This is a genomic window from Mycolicibacterium smegmatis (assembly GCF_001457595.1).
Lineage (GTDB): Bacteria > Actinomycetota > Actinomycetes > Mycobacteriales > Mycobacteriaceae > Mycobacterium > Mycobacterium smegmatis.
This window is the reverse complement of record NZ_LN831039.1, coordinates 4,431,425-4,447,167: the sequence shown is the minus strand read 5'-3', so window position 1 is coordinate 4,447,167 and position 15,743 is coordinate 4,431,425. Positions and strand designations below refer to the sequence as shown.

Annotated in this window: 14 protein-coding genes; 6 read left to right on the top strand and 8 right to left on the bottom strand. The window is 69.3% G+C overall.

What is annotated here, in order from left to right:
• Positions 1-2: 2 nt before the first annotated feature.
• Genes AT701_RS21315 through AT701_RS21300 form a run of 4 tightly spaced genes read right to left on the bottom strand, consistent with a single transcriptional unit; the run spans position 3 to position 4,952 of the window.
• Positions 3-1,583 carry an ABC transporter ATP-binding protein gene (locus AT701_RS21315; protein WP_058126543.1) on the bottom strand — a complete coding sequence of 527 codons (1,581 nt, stop codon included), beginning with the start codon at positions 1,581-1,583 and terminating at the stop codon, positions 3-5.
• Positions 1,580-2,458 carry an ABC transporter permease gene (locus AT701_RS21310; RefSeq protein WP_058126542.1) on the bottom strand — a complete coding sequence of 293 codons (879 nt, stop codon included), beginning with the start codon at positions 2,456-2,458 and terminating at the stop codon, positions 1,580-1,582. The genes AT701_RS21315 and AT701_RS21310 overlap by 4 nt, the downstream gene beginning before the upstream one ends.
• Positions 2,455-3,432 (bottom strand): ABC transporter permease, encoded by a 978-nt coding sequence (locus AT701_RS21305; protein WP_003895750.1) that lies wholly within the window; start codon positions 3,430-3,432, stop codon positions 2,455-2,457. Before AT701_RS21305 ends, AT701_RS21310 begins: the two co-directional genes overlap by 4 nt.
• The gene (locus AT701_RS21300; protein WP_058126541.1) at positions 3,429-4,952 is read right to left on the bottom strand and encodes an ABC transporter substrate-binding protein; all 1,524 of its coding nucleotides are present in this window, start codon (positions 4,950-4,952) and stop codon (positions 3,429-3,431) included. Before AT701_RS21300 ends, AT701_RS21305 begins: the two co-directional genes overlap by 4 nt.
• A gap of 128 nt (positions 4,953-5,080) precedes the next feature.
• Here AT701_RS21300 and AT701_RS21295 point away from each other — a divergent pair, with 128 nt between their 5' ends.
• Positions 5,081-5,611, top strand: a complete 531-nt coding sequence (locus tag AT701_RS21295; RefSeq protein ID WP_058127696.1) for a hypothetical protein — start codon at positions 5,081-5,083, stop codon at positions 5,609-5,611.
• A gap of 10 nt (positions 5,612-5,621) precedes the next feature.
• Positions 5,622-6,683, top strand: a complete 1,062-nt coding sequence (locus AT701_RS21290; RefSeq protein ID WP_058126540.1) for a glycoside hydrolase family 183 protein — start codon at positions 5,622-5,624, stop codon at positions 6,681-6,683.
• On the opposite strand, the gene AT701_RS21285 is transcribed toward AT701_RS21290, so the two are convergent.
• A complete protein-coding gene (locus AT701_RS21285; protein ID WP_011729757.1) occupies positions 6,684-7,442 on the bottom strand; it encodes an SDR family NAD(P)-dependent oxidoreductase in 759 nt (252 codons plus the stop codon).
• A 146-nt stretch (positions 7,443-7,588) separates the two neighbouring features.
• Between AT701_RS21285 and AT701_RS21280 the strand changes: the two genes are divergently transcribed.
• The 3 genes from AT701_RS21280 to AT701_RS21270 all read left to right on the top strand — a co-directional run bounded on the left by AT701_RS21280 (position 7,589) and on the right by AT701_RS21270 (position 12,091).
• Positions 7,589-8,617: an NAD(P)H-dependent amine dehydrogenase family protein gene (locus AT701_RS21280; RefSeq protein ID WP_233032127.1), complete on the top strand. Its 1,029-nt coding sequence runs from the start codon at positions 7,589-7,591 to the stop codon at positions 8,615-8,617.
• A gap of 64 nt (positions 8,618-8,681) precedes the next feature.
• Entirely contained in the window at positions 8,682-10,460 is a 1,779-nt protein-coding gene (locus AT701_RS21275) for an Hsp70 family protein (protein ID WP_058126539.1), read from the top strand.
• Between the two features lie 74 nt (positions 10,461-10,534).
• On the top strand, positions 10,535-12,091 hold the full coding sequence (locus AT701_RS21270) for an acetolactate synthase large subunit (RefSeq protein WP_058126538.1): 1,557 nt from the start codon (positions 10,535-10,537) through the stop codon (positions 12,089-12,091).
• A 7-nt stretch (positions 12,092-12,098) separates the two neighbouring features.
• Here the strand turns inward: AT701_RS21270 and AT701_RS21265 are convergent, their stop codons facing one another.
• Both AT701_RS21265 and AT701_RS21260 read right to left on the bottom strand, forming a co-directional pair.
• Positions 12,099-13,181: a class I SAM-dependent methyltransferase gene (locus tag AT701_RS21265; RefSeq protein ID WP_011729753.1), complete on the bottom strand. Its 1,083-nt coding sequence runs from the start codon at positions 13,179-13,181 to the stop codon at positions 12,099-12,101.
• A gap of 2 nt (positions 13,182-13,183) precedes the next feature.
• The gene (locus AT701_RS21260; RefSeq protein ID WP_038557959.1) at positions 13,184-13,414 is read right to left on the bottom strand and encodes a LapA family protein; all 231 of its coding nucleotides are present in this window, start codon (positions 13,412-13,414) and stop codon (positions 13,184-13,186) included.
• Between the two features lie 71 nt (positions 13,415-13,485).
• On the opposite strand from AT701_RS21260, the gene AT701_RS21255 reads away from it, so the two are divergent.
• Positions 13,486-14,250 carry an SHOCT domain-containing protein gene (locus AT701_RS21255; protein WP_011729750.1) on the top strand — a complete coding sequence of 255 codons (765 nt, stop codon included), beginning with the start codon at positions 13,486-13,488 and terminating at the stop codon, positions 14,248-14,250.
• On the opposite strand, the gene AT701_RS21250 is transcribed toward AT701_RS21255, so the two are convergent.
• Positions 14,247-15,620 carry a styrene monooxygenase/indole monooxygenase family protein gene (locus AT701_RS21250; RefSeq protein ID WP_058126537.1) on the bottom strand — a complete coding sequence of 458 codons (1,374 nt, stop codon included), beginning with the start codon at positions 15,618-15,620 and terminating at the stop codon, positions 14,247-14,249. The genes AT701_RS21255 and AT701_RS21250 overlap by 4 nt on opposite strands.
• Between the last annotated feature and the right edge of the window lie 123 nt (positions 15,621-15,743).

Below are 15,743 nucleotides of genomic sequence, written 5' to 3'. Positions count from 1 at the left end.
CCCTAGACCTTCTCATGCGGCCGCAGCGGCGGAACCGCGGCCAGCAGCGTGCGGGTGTACTCGTGCTGCGGTGCGGCGAACAACTCCGCCGCGGGCCGGTACTCGACCACCTCACCGTCGCGCAGCACGAGTACGTCGTGGCTCATGCGGTGCACGACCGCCAGGTCATGCGCGATGAACAGGTAGGCCAGGCCGAGCTCGCGTTGCAGATCGGCCAGCAGGTCCAGGACGCGGGACTGCACCGACACATCCAGCGAGGCCGTCGATTCGTCGAGGATGAGCAGCTCCGGCTCGGTGGCCAGTGCTCGTGCGATGCTGACCCGCTGACGCTGGCCACCGGACAGCTCGTGCGGGTACCGGGACGCGAAATCGGCGGGCAGCCCGACCAGTTCGAGCAGCTCGGCGACCCGCTCGGCGCGTGCCCGCCTGCCCTTGGCCAGGCCGTGCACCTGCAATGGCTCACCGATCGTCGTACCGACCCGCGCCCGCGGGTTCAGTGAACTGAACGGGTCCTGGAACACCAGGCTGATCCGCCTGCGCAGCTCGCGTCCACCGCCGAACACGTCGGCGCCGTCGAGTGTGGCCGTGCCCGCGGACGGTTCGGACAGACCGGTCAGCGCGGCCGCCACGGTCGACTTGCCCGAACCGGACTCGCCGACCAGGCCCAGCGTGGTGCCGCGCCGGATCGTGAACGACACGTCCTTCACCGCTGCGACATCGGCGTACCGGACCTCCAGATCGGCGACGTCCAACAGGATCCCGGCATCATCGGGCGGCGCCGGGGGACCGGCGTCGTCGACGCGGGGACGCGCGGCCAGCAGTTCCCTGGTGTACTCGTGGCGGGGCCGGTCGAACACGTCCATAACGGGGGCCTGTTCGACCGCGTCACCGTCGCGCAGCACCGTCACCTCGTCGGCGACCTGGCCGATGACGCCGAGATCGTGGCTGATCCACACCACGGCCGCGCCGAAGTCGCGCTGCAAATCGGCCACCAGGTCGACGATCTGGGCCTGTGTCGTGACATCCAGTGCGGTGGTGGGTTCGTCGGCGATGAGCAGTTCCGGGTCGCACGCGAGGGCGATCGCGATCATGACGCGCTGCCGCTGCCCGCCGGACAACTGGTGCGGGTAGGCATCGAGTCGCTGAGGTGGCAACCCGACGGCCTCCAGCAGCTCACCGGCGCGGGTGCGGGCCTGCCGGCGCGACATCTTGCGGTGCGTCTCAAGCGATTCGGTGATCTGACGCTCGAGCGTCAGCAGCGGATTCAGCGACGTGCCCGGGTCCTGGAACACGAACCCGATGCGCCCGCCGTGCACCGAACGCAGCAACCGCGCCGATGCGCCGACGAGTTGGGAGCCGTCGGCCAGGGTGCTGGTGCCCCTGACCACCGCACCTGGCGCGTCGAGCAGGCCGGTGGCCGCGAGCACCGTCAGCGACTTCCCGGATCCGGATTCACCGACGATGCCCACGGTCTGTTCGCGGTGCACGTCGAACGACACCCCATGCACGATCTCGCGTCGTCCGATGCCGACCGTGAGGTCACGGACACTGAGTACCGGGGCGTTCGTCTTCTGATCCGTCATTGCCGGGTCCTCTTGGCCTCCATCAGCGTGCGCTGCTTGGGATCGAGCACATCGCGCAGGCCGTCGCCGAACAGGTTGAACGCCAGCACCGTGACGAAGATGGCAGCGCCGGGGAACACCGCCATCCACCACGCGAGCGTCACGAAACCCTGTGCGTCGTAGATCATCCGGCCCAGCGACGGCTGCGGCGGCTGGATTCCCAGGCCCAGGAACGACAGCGACGCCTCGGCGAGGATCGCGAACGCCAGCGACAGCGACAACTGGACGATCAACGGACCGGCGATGTTCGGCAGGATGTGCCGTCGCAGGATGTAGCCGCTGGGTGTACCCATGGTGCGCGACACCGCGACATAGGGTTCCACCCGCACGCCCAGCGTGCTGGCCCGTGCGACGCGCGCGAAGATCGGGATGTAGACGATGCCGATCGCGAGCATCGTGGTGGTGACGCCGGGGCCGAGGATCGCGACGATGGCCAGCGCCAGGAGCAGCACGGGGAACGCGAACATGACGTCCACGACCCGCATGACGATGGTGTCGAGCCAACCGCCGCGGTACCCCGCGACGACGCCGATCGTCACACCGACCACGGCCGCGAGCGCCACGCTGACCACCGCGACGCGAAGAGAGGCCTGGATGGCGACGAGGATGCGGGAGAACACGTCTCGGCCCAGTTCATCGGTGCCGAACCAGTGCGTGCCGCCGGGGCCCTGAAGCGCGCTGGGCACGTCGATGTCGTTGACGCCGAACGGCGCGATCCACTGCGCGGTGAGCGCGACGACCGCCACCACGACCAGCACCGCGGCGCTGACCGCGGTGACCGGATTCGACAGCAGCAGCCGCCACGACGCGACGCGGGTCTGCTCGGTGACGGTCATGACAGCCGGATCCTCGGGTCGACGACCGCGTAGAGCACGTCCACCAGCAGGTTGATCAGCAAGAACAGCACCGCGATGAGCAGCACCGCCCCCTGGATCACCGGATAGTCGCGTGCGGCAACCGAATTGAACACCAGCCGGCCCAGCCCGGGCCACGCGAACACCACCTCGACCACGATCACCCCACCGAGGATCGTCGCCAGCTGGATGCCCGTGATCGTCAACACCGGCAGCAGCGCGTTGCGCACGATGTGACGGAACGTGACCACTGGCGGCGGAAGGCCTTTCGACCGCGCGGTGCGCACGTAGCCCATCGCGGCCACCTCGAGCACCGCCGAGCGCACGTACCGGGTCAGGATCGCGCCGGCCACCAGACCCACCGTGAGACCGGGCAGGATGATGTGGCGCAGCCAGCCGCCCGGATCGTCGAACAGCGGACGGTACCCCGACGTGGGCAACCAGCCCAGCACCGACGCGAACAGCCCGATCAAGAGGATGCCGAGCCAGAAGTCGGGGATCGACACGCCGAACTGGCTCGCCACGCGCACGATCGCGTCGCTGACACGTCCCTCGCGCAGTGCCGACCAGATGCCGGCCGGGATCGCGATGACCAGCGCGATGAGGATGCCCACCAGCCCCAGCGACAGTGTCGCGGGCAAGCGTTCCAGCAGCGTCACGGTGACCGGGTCGCCGTTGCGGAAACTCACACCCAGGTCGCCGGTCAACGCCGAGCCGATGTAGCCGAAGAACTGTTCGACGATGGGCCGGTCCATCCCGCTGGCCGTGCGCAGCGCCTCGTAGGCCTCTGGGGTGTACCGGGTGCCCAGCGCGATGCGGACCGGGTCGCCGGGCACCAGGTGCACCAGCGTGAACACCACGATCAGCACGCCGACGAGCACCACCGCCGAATACAGCAGCCGCTGCGCCAGGAATCGCACGATCGGGTGGTTACCCAGAAGTCGCGTCGAAGTCACTCAGGACCACCCCGGCCCAGATCGGCCGTGCGGAACCGGATGGCGCCGTCGCGGCGTGCGACGTAGCCGGACAGATCGTTGGACCACGCCTGGATCACCGACGGGTTGTACAGGTAGATGTAGCTGACCTCGTCGGCGATGCGGGTCGCGGCCCTGGCGTAGACGTCTTTCCGTTCGGCGGTGTCGGTTTCGACGCGGCCCGCGTCGAGCAGCCTGTCGACCTCGGGATCGGAGAACTTCTGCGCGTTGCTCGTTCCGTCGGAATGGTGCTGTGCGTAGTAGAAGTCGTCGGGGTCGATGTTGCCGAGCCACCCCATCATCAGCATGTCGAAGTTGCCGGTGTTCTGTTCGTCCAGCCATGTCGCGAAGTCGACGGTGCGGATGTTCACCGATATGCCAAGCGGTGCAAGGTTGTCGGCGATGATCTGCGCGGCCGTGACGGTCTCGGGGTACTCGCTGGTGACCAGCATGTCGAGGTTCTCGGGATGAGCACCGGCCTCGTCGAGGAGCCTCTTGGACTCGTCGAGGTCGAAGCGGTAGCGGTCGTAACTCGTGAACCAGGGGTTGCCCTCGGGGATGGCCAATTGGTTGATCGCCGCGGTGCGGTAACTGGTGGCCGTGGCGATCGCATCGCGGTCGATGCCGTAGGCGATCGCCTGGCGCACGCGCACGTCGTTCCACGGTGCACGGGCCTCGTTGAGCGCGAGATACCAGTAGTCGTTGCTCGGTGTCACCGCGAGCGTCAGCGAGTCGTCGTCGCGCAACTGCGCGACGCGCTGCGGCGGCACCGAGTCGGTCCAGTCGATCTCACCGGCCTGCAGCGCCGAGAGCGCCGTCGCGGGCTCGGAGATGAACCGGAACGTCACCCCGGACACCCGTGGCTCGGGTCCCCAGTAGTGGGGGTTGGCCTTGAGCGTGATGGAGTCCCCGCTCTTGCGCCCGGCGAACGCGAACGGTCCGGTCCCGACGGGATGTGTGGCGATCTGCCCGCTTTCGACGTTGCCGCGCTGCACGATCGCCATGCCCTTGAATCCGCCGAGATTGGTCAGCAGGTTGGGCGTGGGATGGGACACCACGATGCGCACGGTCGCCGGGTCGGGCGCGCTGACGTCGGTGACCGCGCTGAACTTGTCGACGTTGGTGAGCTGTTCGTCGATGATGCGCCGGTAGGAGTAGACGACGTCGTCGGCGGTCAGCGGGGTGCCGTCGTGCCAGCGCACGCCGTCGCGCAGATGGAACGTCCACGTCAGCTGATCGGGACTGACCTCCCACGACTCGGCCAGCGCGGGTTGCATCTGCAGGTTCTCGTCGGGTTCGACAAGAGTGTCGAACACGTTCTCCAGCACCTCGAACGAGAAGTACGCGCTGGTCTTCTGCGGGTCGAGCTGGTCGGGCTCACCTGCGATCGCCGCGATGAGATTGCCCGACGCCTCGTCACCAAGATCGACCCGTTCACCCGTGGAACAGGCCGTGAACACCAGCACGAGAGCGGCGAGCCACGCTGTGGCCATCCCGGCCATACGTCGCGTCGTCACGATCCCCCCTGCATCACCCCGCCGACGGGCGCGCCGGGGTGACACGTAGGCGACCATACCGGTGACGGTCGTCACCGGGGCTGCGATACTCACCGTTTGTGACCTTCAAGCGCATGGCTGCAGTGATCGCCTCGGTGCCCGCACTCGTGATGGGACTGTGGATGGGAGTGGGAGTCGGGTTTGCCGGTCCCGCGCAGGCCGACCCGGTGATCCAGGGCGTCTTCAACTACAACCAGGAGGGTCTGGGCGCCGCGACGTGGACCATCTACCCGTCGTGCGTCCCGGTGGTCGGGGATCTGCGTGAACCGCTGTACCTGCCGGTGGCGTGCGTGCTGCACGTGCAGGGCTCGCCCGGGGTCAGCGGCGGCGACGCCAAGATGGCGGGCGGCATGTGGCAGTTCTCCACGAACATCAAAGAGGGCATCAAGTGCTCCGACGGCAGCTGGGCGCCGATCGTGGAGACCTATCGTTTCGACGACGTCGCGCTGACCGGAACCCGCGAGGTGTCCAACACCGCGGTGTGCGGGCTGGCGCCGGCCATCCACCGGTTCCCGTTCACGCTGACCTTCAAGGAGCCGCTGCCCATGCCGGTGAAGACCTATCCGCTCGACTGCGAGCCCTGGGGCCTGCGTCTGTGCACGTAGTGGGCGCGGGGTGACGCTCCCGCTGCTCAACGGCAAGGCCGCCGACATCACGGGGCCGGGCCGCACCGACAGGTTCGGCGTCACCTGCACCGACCTGGGCGCCTCGGTGCTCGCACCGGACGGCAAGCTCGTCTCGGTGTTCGGCGACACCTTCGCGGGCCACCGTGTCGGGCAGGGGGATTGGCGTTCGCCGGTGGTGCTGATCGGCACCGGGGACGCCGACCACGAAATCGTCTACGAACGCGCGGGCGGCCCCGATCCCGGGTACGCGCGTCAACTGTGGCACTACATCCACGACGACGCGGCCTCGGGCTGGCGCCGGGGCGGGATCAGCACCGTCATCCCGTCAGATCTGCTGCGCGTGGGGGATTCGCTGTACCTGCACGCCATCGTCAACCGCGGCTTCGGCAACGTGATCTGGACCGAGATCTGGCGGTCCGACGACTGCGGCGTGAGCTGGGAACACCTGGGGGAGCGCGCGAAGTTCCCGGCCGGGTGGCACGGCGGGCACGCCCAGTGCTGGTCGTGGGATCACGACCCCGACGACGGTTGGGTGTACGTGGCCGCGACGGGTTTCCAGCGCAAACAGGGCATCATCCTCATGCGGGTGCGTCCCGCCCACATCGGTGACCGCACGCGTTACGTGAGCTGGGGGTACACCGGGCGCCGATGGGAGTGGGGCGAACGCGCCACCCCCATCACGCCCGCCGAAGAACGTTGGGGCGAACTGAGTTTCCGCCGCCTGGGACCCGGCCGGTGGATCCTCGGCGGGTTCTTCGCGTCGCGGTACGCGCTGGGATATCGCGTGGTCGACTCGCCGGTGGCCAACATGCACACCACGCAAGTGCAGACCCCGGTGCTCGGGTGCGCCTGGCACGACGAGCACCACGAGGGCTCCCGCGTGGCCCAGTTGTACGGCGGTTACGTGCTGCCGGGATCGCGCCTGGACCGCACGGGCGGAATCGGGCTTGTGGTGTCGCAGTGGCACACCGACTCGGGATGGCCCTACCGCGCAATGCAATTCAAGGCGCGGCTGAAGGACACCGCCACCGCGCCGCCCAGCGTGCTGTGATCAGGCGGTGTACCCGCCGTCGACGTTCCAGCTCGCGCCCGTGACATACCCGGACTCCGGGCCTGCGAGGAAGCTCACCACGGCCGCGATGTCGCCGGCGTGGCCGTAGCGCCCCAACGCCGTCACCGAGGTCATGACCTCGGCGAGACCGCCGTCGGCGGGGTTCATGTCGGTGTCGATGGGACCCGGTTGCACGTTGGTGATCGTGATGCCCCGCGGGCCCAGTTCACGCGCAAGGCCGATGGTCAGCGCCTGCACGGCGCCCTTGGTCATCGCGTAGACCCCCAGGTTGGGGGCGGGCACCCGGTCGGCGTTGATGCTGCCGATGTTGATGATCCGCGAACCTTCGCCGAAATGCGGGATGGCGGCGTGGATCGCCCAGAACACGCCGCCGATGTTGACGTTCACGAGACGGTCGAACTGTTCGCGGGTGAACTCTTCGGCCGGGGCCACGTGCGCCACACCGGCGTTGTTCACCAGCACATCCAGGCCGCCGAGATCGGCCACGGCCTGCGACACCGCCGCGGCGACCTGATCGGGATCGGCGCTGTCAGCCTGGATCGCAGTCACTTTCGCGCCCTCGGAGGTCAGGTCGCCGACGAGTTTTTCGGCTTCGGCCGCCGAGGCGCCGTAGGTGAACGCCACCGCCGCGCCGTCGGCCGCGAGACGACGGACGATGCCGGCGCCGATTCCGCGGGAACCTCCCGTCACCAGTACGCGTCGGTCCGCCAGAGGAGTGCTGCTGCCGGCTTGAGTCATCTGAATTTCCCTTCGTGACCGGTGCTGCCCCGGTGTTGGGAGGAACCCTGCACGTACCGAACCCGATTCCCGGTGTGACCGGCATCACCTATCGTGGGCGCGTGAAGAAAAGAGTCGTGGTGTGGGGCACGGGGTTCGTGGGCAGCATGGTGATCGCCGAGATCGTCGGGCATCCGTTGTTCGAACTCGTCGGCGTCGGCGTCAGCAACCCTGACAAGGTTGGCCGGGACGTCGGGGAGATCTGCGGGTTGGGCGCACCGGTCGGTGTCACCGCCACCGACGACGTCGACGCGCTCATCGCGCTGAAGCCCGACGCGCTGGTGCACTACGGTCCCACCGCGGCGCAGGCCGACGCGAACATCGCACTGATCACCCGTTTTCTGCGTGCGGGCATCGACGTGTGCTCGACGGCGATGACGCCCTGGGTCTGGCCGAAGATGCATCTCAACCCGCCCAACTGGATCGAGCCCATCACCGAGGCGTGCGAGGTGGGGCAGTCGTCGTGCTTCACCACCGGCATCGACCCCGGATTCGCCAACGATCTGTTCCCGATGACGCTCATGGGCCTGTGCTCGGAGGTCCGGCGCGTGCGGGCGTCGGAACTGTTGGACTACACCAACTACACCGGCGACTACGAGTTCGAGATGGGCATCGGGAAGCCGCCCGAGCACCGGCCGTTGCTGGAGAGCCCCGACATCCTCATCTTCGCTTGGGGCGCAACGGTTCCCATGATCGCCCACGCCGCGGGCGTCGAACTCGACGAGATCACCACGACATGGGACAAGTGGGTCACCCCGGACGATCGCAAGACCGCCAAGGGCGTCATCGAGGCAGGCAACGTCGCGGCCGTGCGCTTCACCATCAACGGCGTCTACCGCGGCGAGACCCGCATCCAACTCGAACACGTCAACCGCATCGGCGCCGACGCCGCGCCCGATTGGCCCACCGGCAACGACAACGACGTCTACCGCGTCGACATCGAGGGCGCACCGTCCATCTCGCAGGAGACGGCGTTCCGCTTCACCGACGGCTCCGGCCGCGACGCCGCCGCGGCCGGGTGCCTTGCGACCGGACTGCGCGCGCTCAACGCCGTTCCCGCCGTCAACCAACATTTGCCGGGATGGGTCACGCCACTGGATCTACCTCTGATTCCAGGCTTGGGAACCATTCGCTAAGTAACGTCTCTCCCGTCGAAAGAGATGGAGTACCGATAGGGTTTTCCATCGAAACGGGGGTGACATGGTTGACGGGACAGGCCTGTCGATTGGTGCGACCAATCTGACGGCGGTGCAGGTGGGCAGGGCCGCGGTGACGCGGTCACCGGTGCTGACCCGCTATCCCCATCGGCCCTCCGAAGTGGGCGTGCCCAGCGAGAACCCCAACCTCACCGGGCGGGGCCTGATCCTCACCGACTTCGTCGACCGCGTCGGCGACCCCGTCGGCATCGTGGCCGCCGACGGGTCATCGCACCGCGGCGAGGTGCTGCTCGCCGAGGCGCTCGGCGCGCTGCTGGCGGCGCTGACCCGGGGCCGCCCGGCGGGCCCGGTGGCAGTCACGTATCCGGCGCACTGGCGGCCCGATCAGGTGGAGGCGCTGCGCGCCGCGCTCGGCCCCGAGCTGAGCGGCGCACCGCTGATCGCCGACGCCACCGCGGCGCTGGCCGCCCTGCAGGACGATCCCGGCGTGCCGGCCCGCGGCATCGTCGCCGTGTGCGATTTCGGCGGCAGCGGCACCAGTATCACACTCGCCGACGCCGACAACGGCTATCAACCGATCGCGACGGTGCGTCACCCTGACCTGTCGGGCGCGCTGATCGACCAGGCGCTGCTGACACACGTCGTCGACGACCTGTCGGCCGCGGGCACCATCGACCTGACCGGCACCTCGGCGATCGGCTCCCTGAGCAGGCTGCGCGCGGAATGCCGCCGCGCCAAAGAGCGCCTGTCCACCGAGTCGGCGACCCACCTGGTCGCCGAACTGCCCGGGCATCGTTCCGACGTGCGGCTCACCCGCACCGAACTCGACGAGGTGCTGCGTGCGCCGTTGGCCGATTTCGTCGCCGTGCTGCAGGACACCTTGGAGCGCAACGGAATACATCCCGGGGCGTTGGCCGCCGTCGCCACCATCGGCGGCGGCGCGCGCATCCCTGCCGTCACCACGACGCTCTCGGAGCACCTACGGGTGCCGGTGATCACCGCGCCGCACCCCGAACTGACGGCGGCGATCGGCGGCGGCCTGATCGCCGTGCGCGGCACCGTCCGCGACGACGCGACCGCGCTCGCACCGGCGGCACCGGTGCCCGCCGAAACAGGGGAGGGGACCGGAACCGCGACCATGGCCGCGGCGCTGATGGCCCCCGAACCGCCCGCTGCGCCACAGGCGCTCGCGTGGTCGGACGCCGACGACGTCCCCGATGTCGCCCCGCCCGACGAGTATGTGGACGACTCAGCGGGCTCCTCGGTGTACGGTCCGCGCCCGCAGGTGCAGTTCGCCGACCCCGAACCTGATGCGGCCGCCGCGCAACCGTGGTACCGACGGCGCGGGGCCGTCGTGGGGGCGGGTGCCGCCGCGGTGGTCGCGGTGATCGCCGCGGTCGCCCTCGCCGTCACCCGCGACGACGGTGACGTGGCCGTGCCCGCCTCGACGAGCACACCCGTCACCACCACAGAAGAGGTCCCGCCTCCGCCACCACCGGAGGCAGTGGACCAGCCGGCACCGGTGCAGACCGTGACCGAGGTGCTGCCCGCCCCAGAAACCGTCGTGCAGACCGTGCCGCCGCCACCGGTGGAGCAGCCGGCCGAACCCCCGGCCGAGACGCCGCCACCGACCACGGAAGCGCCGCCGCCGACCAGTGAGGCACCCCCGACGACCGAGGCGCCCACGACCACTGAGGCACCCACGACAACCGAGGCGCCGACCAGCACGCCGCCGCGCTGGAGCCCGACGGCGCCGTACCCGACGATTCCGGGCCTGCCCTGGGTCCCCGCGCCGCAGGTCCCCGGAGGTCAGGCGGGCTGACACCGAAACCGGCTGGCGCTGTGCACGATCGGGAAGTTCTGGCGCCACCTGCGCGCGGCAGCCAGTATGGACGGATGACTGACTCGCAGGAGAGTACCGGGGCGCAGGTGGTGATGCGGCGACTGCTCGCCGAAGGCGTCGACGTGTGCTTCGCCAACCCCGGTACGTCGGAGATGCATTTCGTCGCCGCCCTGGACACCGCGCCCGGCATGCGTCCCGTGCTGTGCCTGTTCGAAGGTGTGGCGACCGGCGCCGCCGATGGCTACGCACGCATCGCGGGCCGGCCCGCGGCGACGCTGCTGCACCTCGGTCCCGGCATGGCCAACGGGCTGGCCAACCTGCACAACGCCCGGCGCGCGCACAGTCCCGTGGTCAACATCGTCGGCGATCACGCGACGAACCACAAGGCCCTCGACGCGCCTCTGGAATCCGACATCGACGCGCTCGGCACCTGGCTGCACGGTGCGGTGCACCGGCCGGAATCGGCCGCGGATCTCGATGCGGCCGTGCGTGATGCGGTACGCGACGCGGTCGGCCCGCCCGGGAAGGTCGCCACGGTCATCCTTCCCGCCGACTTCTCGTGGGGGCCTGCGGAAGTGCCCGCGGCCGAGGTGGAACCGTCAGAGCAATCCGACTCTTCCGAGACCATCGACGTGACCGCCGCCGCGGAATTGCTGCGCGCGCACGGCGACAAGGTCGTCATCCTGCTCGGCGGAACGGCCACCGGTGCGTCCGGGGTGAGCGCCGCGGCGCGCATCCACGCCGCCACCGGGGCCCGCACGCTGGTCGAGACCTTCCCGGCGCGACTGGCGCGCGGACGGGGCATACCGCCGCTGGACCGACTGCAGTACCTCGGTGAGGTCGCGACACAGCAGTTGGCGGGCGCGACGCATCTCATCCTCGCCGGCACACGAAAGCCCGTGTGGTTCTTCGCGTATCCAGGAAAGCCCAGTGAGCTCGCACCCGAGGACGCGCAGGTGCACACCCTCGCCCCGGCGGATCTGGAGAAACTGGCCGACGCTCTCGGCGCAGTGGCTCCCGAACCGGCAGAACCGGATCCGCTGCCCGCGCCCACCGGCCCGCTGACCGTGCAGAACTGGCCGCTGGTGATCGGTGCGCTGCTGCCCGAGAACGCCATCATCTCCGACGAGGCCAACACCAGCGGTGTGCTGTTGCCCGCCGCGACCGCATCGTCGCCGCCGCACGACGTGCTGACCCTCACGGGAGGCGCGATCGGACAGGGCCTTCCGGTCGCGGTCGGCGCCGCGGTCGCCGCGCCGGACCGCCCCGTGATCGCGTTGCAGGCCGACGGCAGCGCGGCCTACACGATCTCGGCGTTGTGGACCATGGCCCGCGAGCAACTCGACGTCACCGTGGTGATCCTCAACAACCGTTCCTACGCGATCCTGCAGATGGAACTGCAGCGCGTCGGCACCGCGGCAACCGGGGAGCGGTCGCGCTCACTGCTCGACATCGGCAATCCAAACATCGACTTCGCCGCCATCGCACAGGGTTTCGGTGTGCCCGCCACGCGCGCCACCACCGCCGAGGAGTTGGCGGCCCAGTTCGCCGCGGCGGTCGAGGAACCGGGCCCGCACCTGATCGACGCCGTCCTCAGCCGAGTGCCGTAGCGAGCGCTCAGCCCGAGCGGCGCCGCCTCTCAAGGACCAGCTGCGCCAACGGAATCCGCATCTGTTCGGGCTGGGCCGACAACCTCGCCGCGATACCGGCGTGCAGCCGGTCCTGGAACTGTGTGCAGCGCGCCGCGTCGTCGTCGAGCGCGGTACACAGATCGCTGAAGAACGTGAACCGGCAGAAATCGGCCCACCGGAGCCCGAAAACATCGGTGTCCCTGTCTTTCTGGTAACTGCTGTAAATCACGTCCTCGGCGTCGTACACCTCGAGATGGCTGATCGAGAGGCGCTCGAACCGGCCCGACGGGGCGAACGGTGCCATGAAGTCGTTGGCGCGTCTGCCGACGATCGGCAGCGACATGCGGTGCAGTTCGTCCTGACGCAGCACGCCGTCGGCCGTCAGCTCGCGCAGCGTGTCCATCACCGCGGCGAACAACGGGCGGTACCCGAAGTCGCCGTCATCACCGAGCGCGGCGGTCAACACCACCAACTGGGCACCCGAGGCCAGTTCGCGCCCGCGGAACGCGACGAACTCGTGCCAGTCGAACGCGGCTTGCCGCGCGTAGGCGGCCACCACCTGCGGATCCCCGCTGAACGACGCGGCGACGTGGTCGGGGACGGGCATCGGCATCCGGCCGACCCGCACGATGGCCCATGCCGACCAACCGACGTGCACCGACTTCGACGGCAGGATCTGCGTGTAGAACGAGCGGCCCACCGCCGACGGGTACGTCGAGGTGTCGCGGCGCAGATACGAGTCGGGGTTGTCCGCCAGGCCGCGGAACACCGCGGTGAAATCGTTGTCGGCGTTGTCGGTGTGCGTCACCAACACCGAGTGCTCGGGGCGGGTGCGCCCGCGCAGCGCGGCGATCGCCGCCGCAATGGGGCGCATCGAATTGCGGCCCGTGCCCACACCGTAGTCGGCGATGACGATGGGGTAGGGCGCCTCGGGCAGCGGCACGGTCCGCGCGGCCTCCTCCAGCAGGGCGATCGCCGAGTTCAGTCCCGCGGCGTGCGGGCGCGGCGCCCGCATCTTCGGTGTGGGGTCATCCGGTTCGGGGTCGACGGCCACTCGGAATTTGGGCACGGCTATCCCCGCCGCCGGCGCAACAGCAGACCGATGAGCATTCCCACGACGAAAATGATGACCAAGATGAACCACATCGGCGAATCGACGGTCACCCACAGCACGTGGATGTCCACCCGCGCGCGGTTCTGGACGACGAACACCGCGGCGAGGGCGACGAGGATCAGCGCCACCCAATAGCGCAGCGCGGGCCGTGGTTCGGCGGTGGTCGTCGCCACCTCGTCGCGGGCCATGGCACCTCCTCGGCGTTGCTGGACACCCACGACGGTAGTCGCAGGCGAGGCGACCATGACACACTTCCGCCATGAACAGCAGCCGGGCGATACCGCGTGTCGCGGTGGTGCTGTCCGGGTGTGCTGTGGTCATCGGCATCGTCGGATTCGTCGTCGCGCTGATCCTCAACGCGCTGTTCTTCGACAAGTTCGACGCCTACGGCGAGGTGCCGATTCCGGGAAGCGGCAGCGTGGAGTTGCCGGCCGGCGAGGTGTCGGTGAGTTTCCACACCTGGGTGACCGACTCCGAAGGCGGCCTGCCGGTGCCTGCGCTGGAGCTCCACGTGCAGGCGCCACCCGGCGCCGCGATGCCGACCGTCACCGAAAGCCCCGGCGCTACAACCACGGTGAACAACGACGCACATGTGCGGGTGTGGATGATGCAGGTCGCCGAGCCCGCCGTGTACCAGGTCCGCGTCGACGGTGACGTGCGGGGCTACATCAATCCGCGCCTGGCGTTCGGATATCCCAGCAGGCACTGGTGGCTGGTCTGGATGTTCGCCGGCGTGTTCGCGGCCTCGCTGGCGGCGCTGGCCGCGAGTGCGATGTGGCTCAGGCGCGCCGAGAGACGACCGCGGTTCCTCGGATCGGGCGAGCGCTTCGAGCCTGTCGAAGCGGTCGAACTCGGCGAGCACACCATCAACATCGGTGGACCGTCGGAGCGCGGGTACAGCTACCAGCCCACCGATCACGCGATCCGCATCGAACAGCTCAAAACCATTGCGGCGTTGCGGGACTCCGGCGCGCTCACCCAGGAGGAGTTCGAGGCCGAGAAGCGCCGGATCCTCGACAGCTAGATCGCCGGCACCGCCAGGCGCGACCGCTCGAACTCGCCCGCAGGCACGAAGCGGGCCAGCACGTCGTCGGCCGGTTCCCCGGCGAACTCGGTGATCAGCTCCTTGGCCGCATCCGCCGAGGCCGCCGCGTGCTCGAACCGTCGTGGATCATCCAGCAGGCCGAACAGGTTCGACGCGAACCGGCTGCTCGCGCTCGCCGCCGCGAAGAACAACCCGCCGTGCTCGGCGAACTCCGGATCGGCGAGGAACAGCCGCGTCACCAGCTGGGCGCCGCGCGCCCGTCGGGCGTAGAACTCGTCGAACGCCGCCTGCAGCCATGCCTCGTCGAACGGTCCGTCGTGCGCGGCGGCCTTGTGCACCAGGTCGGCGGCCTGGATCAGCCCACCCTGCGCGCCCTGGCCGGCGATCGGGTCGTAGGACACCGCGGTGTCGCCGAGGGCAGCCACCGGATGTCCGCTCGCTGTGCGCCCGACGCCCGCGCGCACCACCTGGGTCACCGCGCCCTTGAGCCACGAGTGCGGATCGTCCTCGATCACCCTCAGCGCGCTCACCTCGGCGGCGTCCCAGTCGATGTAGTCGCGGTACAGGTCGTTGACGACGTCCAGGGCGCTCGCCGGGCCGTCGGCCGCGGAGAACCGGCGCTCCCAGTCGCTGCCGGGGCGCGCCCAGCCGAGGAACGCCCACGCCGGGCCGATGTCCTTGTGCAGGAAACCACCCAGATACGCCTCGCCCTGATCGGTGACCACGGTGAACGCGTTGTGCGCGCTGCCCTCGGCGCTGCGGTGCGCGAAAATCTCTTGCCCGAACGGCAATCCGGTGAGCATGACGGTCAGCAGCGTGCGCTGGGGACGGTCGTAGGCCGTGTGCCGCGGATCGATCGGGAACAGCTGCGACAGGCCACCACGGCCCGTGGCGACCAGCGTGAGATCCACCGACCCGGCGATCGCGTCGAGTCGCGCCGGGTCGACCGGTTCGACCACGAAGTTTCCGCCGCGCTGCCGGAACAGCGTGAGCCGGTCGTCGGCCTTGAGGCGCGTGTCCACCGCGATGCCCCGGAAGCCGGAGAACGACGCGTCGAACGCGACCTCTTCGGGCGTGCTGCTCTGCGGGTTGAGCACGCGCACGCTCTGCCCGGTGGAGGTGGGCCCGGTCGCGAGGTAGGTGTTGAGCCCCAGCGACTCCTCAGCGCGCTGCGCCTCACCGAATATGAGCGCCGTGCCCGTGGCGGGCACGGCGTCGCGCAGGCTCTTCTGGTCGCGATCGCTGTAGATCGTGACGTCGAAACCCTTGTCCAGCAAGCCCAATGCCGCGGTGACGCCGGTCTGCCCGGCACCGATGATCGCTGCGGTACGCCCACTCGAAGTCGTCATGCACGCCACTATGCGGTTCTGGTCGAGCCACGCATAGGTCCTGGCTCACGGTGATCAGAACCCCACCTGGCACCTGGCACCAAGGCAGCAAGGCACCAAGGCAGCAAGGCACCAAGGCACCGC